The following is a 5,364-nucleotide window of genomic DNA, read 5'->3' on the forward strand; positions in this document are numbered from 1 at the left end:
AAGAAATTTTAATCACGATGCTTGATATAGCATCATCTTCCCATCTGGATTGCCAACTTGTTGAAATAAACCTCCTACTGTCACTGGCATTACAAAAAATGGGGCAAGAGGAAGCTTCGATGGAAAAGCTGAAAGCAGCGGTTGTTCTGGCAAAAAAACTTGGGTTTATAAGACCATTTGTCGAAGCGGGAAAATCAGCTATGGTACTTTTAAATTCATTGAAAGAAAAGGGTGTTGCTATTGATTTTATTGATGAAATTGATCAGTTAATTATAAAAGTTTCTGACAAGAAAGATACTGCACTTCACGAAAATATTGAGGTTTCAGAAAAGGTTGTTCTAACGGAAAGGGAACTTGAAACCCTTGAGCTACTGGCAAGCGGACTGAGAAACAAAGAGATCGCAAATGCCCTGTTTGTATCCGAAGGAACCATCAAAAAACATGTTTACAATATGGGACAAAAGTTTGAAACAAGTTCCAGGGTCGATCTTTTGAACCGAACACGTCAATTGGGACTTATTCAATAATCTTAAACGTTATCAAGAATTCGTTATTTTTACCAAAAATCAATCTAAAACAGCATCTTTTAATTCTTCGTATTCTAATGCTTAGAACCAAACTACATCGACCACCTCTAACAGCAGAACATGTTCTCAGATCCAGATTAATTACTAGGTTTGAAAAAAATTATTATAAACCCCTTTCTTTAGTTTGTGCCCCTGCCGGTTATGGAAAAAGCATGGTTGTTAGTTCGTGGCTTGACAACAGCAATTATAAATACGTCTGGATTTCGCTTTCCGAGGACGAAAATGACCCAAAGGTATTTCTAAACTACCTGCAAACGGCTATTGAAAATATCTTCCCAAATTCGCTAAGTGAATTCGCCGATTTGATTCAATTTGCCAAACTACCTCCAATTGAGTTGCTTGTAGACACACTAATAAACGAACTCGATCAGATAACCGAGGACTTCGTTCTTGTACTCGACGATTACCACCTCATTAACGACGAAAACATCCATAGCTTACTTAATACTTGGCTCCGTTACCCACCGTCACGTGTTCATTTGGTAATTTCCACACGCCGCGACCCTTCTTTAAAGCTAAACACGTTGAGGCTTCGCAATAGAATTAATGAGATTAGGATGAATGATTTGGGGTTTGACCAGAAGGAAATAGTAAGCTTGTATGAAAAATCACTAAATGTCAAGCTTGAAATGCCAACTATCACAACTCTAGAGAAGAAAACCGAGGGATGGGTAACCGCACTCAGGCTTATATTGTTAACATATGACGATTGGAAAGATAATAACTCCGTCCTTAACAATTATATCGAGGATACATTATTACTTACAGAGTATCTTGTAGAAGAGGTGGTTAAAAAGCAACCACAGGTTTTACAAAATATACTATTAAAACTCTCAATATTAGGCAGATTCTGCGATCAATTGATCGAAGTGATTTTACAGTCCGAGGAGCCTGCAAAAGACAAACCTGTAAATGGGCAAGAAACGATCATCTGGCTGCTTAAATCGGACTTATTCGTGATTACATTGGATAGTGAAGGCAAATGGTTCAGGTTTCATCATCAATTTCAGCACTTGCTGCAAAAACAACTTAAGCAAAAGTATACAGTAGAGGATACAAATAAACTGCATATTGATGTTTCTAATTGGCTTGTGAAAAACGAGTACTTCGAAGAGGGGTTTTATCACGCGCAGCAGGCCAACAATGACGAAATAGCCGCCCGGATATTGATTGAAAACCGCAGTACCATCATGGAGAAAGGCTTATGGGATTTCCGTGATAAATCTATGAAGAAACTGCCTGCGCAAATCATCGACAAATCACCTGAGCTTCTAATAATACAGTCATGGGTGTATTATTCGCTTCTTAATTTTCAAGCTTTAGCTTTAAATTTAGAAAAGATAGAAAAACTATCAGAAAAGATTTCAATCGATAGTGTGAAGGGCGAGATAGACTTCTTTATGGGATTATTCTGCTATTTTCAAGCCAATTCTACCTACGGGGAAAAACCACTGAAAAATGCGATAAAAAACATTACTCCAGAATTCTCTCACAATCTTGGAGAAGCCGAACTCTGGTACGCTTTAACCTTACATGCCAACAACAAAGAAAAGGAAGCAATAACGTTTTTAGAAAATAAAATTAATGATCCATCAATTACTAGTAATATAAGGCTAACCCGTCTATATGCAGGAGTAGATTACATACATCTTCTGGATGCCAATCTGTCTATGGCTGTTATCCCTGCAGTAAAAGTCAAAGAAATAGGGTACGAAAATAACTACCCTTTTGCTGAGTCATGGGGAAAATATACCGAAGCACTGGTGATGTTCAACCAAGGGGAATTCTTGAAAGGCGCAAAATCTTTTTCCGAATTGACACAAAAAACTGCCAGCTTGCATAGCCGTTTAGGGGCCGATTCTTTTGCAGCTATGATGTTTTATCATCAAATTAAAGGTAAACATGCAGCGTTAGAGGAAACGATAGAAAAATTCAGGAAATACAGTTCCAAAATAGACAACGATCCTTCAGTAAATTTGGTCCTGCATTCTGCGCAGGCACGACTGGCACTATTGCAAGGCGACCTCGATGCAGCCATCCGGTTTATTCGCATGGCAGATATCGCTACCGACGAAGGACTAATGCTTTGGTGGATTGAAATTCCAAGAATTACATTGTGCAGGGTTCTTATCGCAGAAGGAACAGACGAAAAAATAAATGAAGCCATCATAAAACTTAACGTACTTTACGATGATAACGATAAAGTCCGTAACAGCTATCAGAAAATAGGGATTAAGTTGTTGCTTGCCATAGCTTACCACAAACTGGGAGAAAAAGAAGCGGCCATCAAAAACCTCACAGCGTGCATCGAAATGGGCAGTCCCAACGATTGGATATTTCCGTTTATTGAATACCGCGAAACCATGCTGGAACTTCTGCCACTTGTACTCTCCGGTAGTAAAAAACACAGCCGCTATATTAACAAATTACGCAAAGCTCTGGAAAAAAATAGCGAATTCAGAATGAGAAACCCTGTGATCGATATAGACAAAAAAGACGTGACACATACAGAACATCTTTCGGTACGAGAAAAAGAAATACTGCTTTTAGTTTCGGAGGGATTAAGAAATAAAGAAATCGCAATGAAACTTTTCGTCTCAGAAGGAACCATCAAAAAACATGTTTATAATATGGGACAAAAGTTTGAAACAAGTTCCAGGGTCGATCTTTTGAACCGGACCCGTCAATTGGAGCTTATTAAATAGATCCAAACTTTCCCAACAATACTTTCGTCTCGTTTTTTCTGAAATAAAAGCAGCTGTTTTTTTCAGAATGAACTATGAGTTGAAGACAAAATGCACTATTTCTATAGTACATGTCTCAATATCTCTACCATTCTTCCACTTTAGTTTATTGTATACACTTTCTGACGCCCTTACCTTTAAATCATCAAATTATACAACATTTTAAAACTTACATAAATGACAACATCAGACGATAATTTAAAATCTACGTTCTCTTTTTCCAAACCAGCAATTTACCAAATCAGGGTCTTGGGAAAAGTACCGTCCTCCTGGTCCGAAAGACTCTCAGGTATGGATTTGTCTTATAGAAATAAGAAATCAGGTGTAGAAACAACCTTAATTGGGAAGATGAGTGATCAGGCCCAGTTATCTGGGTTACTTATCTCATTGTATGAACTACATATGAGTGTATTATCGGTAGAAAAATTGAATACTAACATATAAGCTAAAAGGCTCATCAATACTAATTAAAATTAAATGTTATGATCATAAATCAATTCTTAAAACTCGTTGATTGTGCAAAAACCAACTTAAAGGTTAAACCGATGATATGGTTAACTGCATTGCTTGTATTAGGCTTTTGTAAAGAAGCAAATGCCCAATCTGTCTCTCCAGTACAAGGAGGGCATTATTTGGCGTCATTTATTGGGGTCAGAGATATGGCAACACCTCCACCGGGTCTATTTGTTGTCGTTTATAATTATCGTTCTTCAACAAATTCATTCTATGATAGAAATGGAGATAAATTTAGTGGTGGCTCGCTTAGTAATCTTGATCCCTCACTTCCGGATATAAATGTAGATATTAATCTTGACACATACGCCACGGTCCCCGTTATTGCTTGGGGGTCGAAAAAGACAATTCTGGGAGGAGCAAGATATTTGGCAGGAATAGCACCGGTTATTGCATGGGCCGATGCCTCATTGGTTACCGAACAAAATGGAGGTACTATTATTCCAGAACTGAACCAATCGGTTTCAGGTAAATTAAGTGGCTTCAGTGACTTGCTTATTTTTCCATTAGGCCTTTCGTGGGGGTTCGAGAAGACTGATCTTACCTTCATGTATTCAGTAACTGCCCCAACAGGAAAATATGAAAATGGAGGATCTGAAAATTTAGGCCTTGGCTTCTGGACCAATCAGTTTCAAGGATTTGGATATTATTATCCGGTAGCAGATAAATCCTCAGCCTTAATGCTTGGGTTAACCTATGAAATAAACGGTGAGATAAAAGATTCTGATGTAAAGCCTGGTAATCGATTCACTTTGGAATATGGTATCAGTCAATATTTATCAGAACGATTTGAATTGGGTATTATAGGAGGTCACAATTGGCAAATTTCAGATGACAAAGGTTCTGATGTTTTTTGGGATCCTTCAGTTCGGGACAGAAAAAGCACTTTGGCTTTCACAGCAGGGTACTGGGTGTGGAAACAACGGATGCAACTCACGTTTAAATATGGTTTCGACTATGGTATGAGGCAACGTTTTAAGAACGATGCCTTAATGCTCAACTTAACTTTTGTAACCAATGCCCTTACAGGAGCAAATAAAAAGAATAATACGCCATAATATGGATCAAATACTATCTAAACACAATGCAATCATGAAAAAATATCTAAGTAAACATTCAATTATGAGTTACCTGATGGCCGTGGCCATTTTGCTAACTTTTAGCTGTAATCAGGAAGCTAAAAAAGAAGAAGCAAAAGCATCTACTGCATCAAATATTACTTCTTCAGAAGTGATATTGACCAAGCAAATGCCCGATGCTACAACAAGCATTTATGACTGGGCAAAGACCCAGACGCCATTCAAGTCGGGAGGATTTAAGCCTGCTGCAGTAACCATGAACACCAACTTTGGAGAATTGGAATTTCCGGGGGGGTACCCAACCGAAGCAACCATACAAAAAGTCTATGATGAGTTGGATCTGCAAAAAGCAACTCAATTGTATTTAAGTATGTACCCTGCGCTTTCTATGAAAGGAATGATCGAAGGAACAGTACGAGATTATGGCACCCATAGTAGCTC

General features: G+C 38.1%; 5 protein-coding genes. All 5 read left to right on the forward strand.

What is annotated here, in order from left to right:
• The coding region (locus WBM60_RS16730; protein ID WP_424283363.1) for a LuxR C-terminal-related transcriptional regulator at positions 1-527 on the forward strand (527 nt) is incomplete at its 5' end.
• 77 nt (positions 528-604) lie between these two features.
• A complete protein-coding gene (locus tag WBM60_RS16735; RefSeq protein WP_424277575.1) occupies positions 605-3,292 on the forward strand; it encodes a LuxR C-terminal-related transcriptional regulator in 2,688 nt (895 codons plus the stop codon).
• A 216-nt stretch (positions 3,293-3,508) separates the two neighbouring features.
• Positions 3,509-3,775, forward strand: a complete 267-nt coding sequence (locus tag WBM60_RS16740) for a hypothetical protein (protein WP_424259515.1) — start codon at positions 3,509-3,511, stop codon at positions 3,773-3,775.
• Between the two features lie 38 nt (positions 3,776-3,813).
• The gene (locus WBM60_RS16745) at positions 3,814-4,902 is read left to right on the forward strand and encodes a SphA family protein (protein ID WP_424259514.1); all 1,089 of its coding nucleotides are present in this window, start codon (positions 3,814-3,816) and stop codon (positions 4,900-4,902) included.
• A gap of 34 nt (positions 4,903-4,936) precedes the next feature.
• Positions 4,937-5,364, forward strand: a 428-nt coding sequence (locus WBM60_RS16750; RefSeq protein ID WP_424283364.1) for a hypothetical protein, incomplete at its 3' end; no start/stop codon positions are given.

It is taken from the genome of Eudoraea sp., from assembly GCF_049669105.1.
In the GTDB taxonomy this organism is placed as follows: domain Bacteria; phylum Bacteroidota; class Bacteroidia; order Flavobacteriales; family Flavobacteriaceae; genus Eudoraea.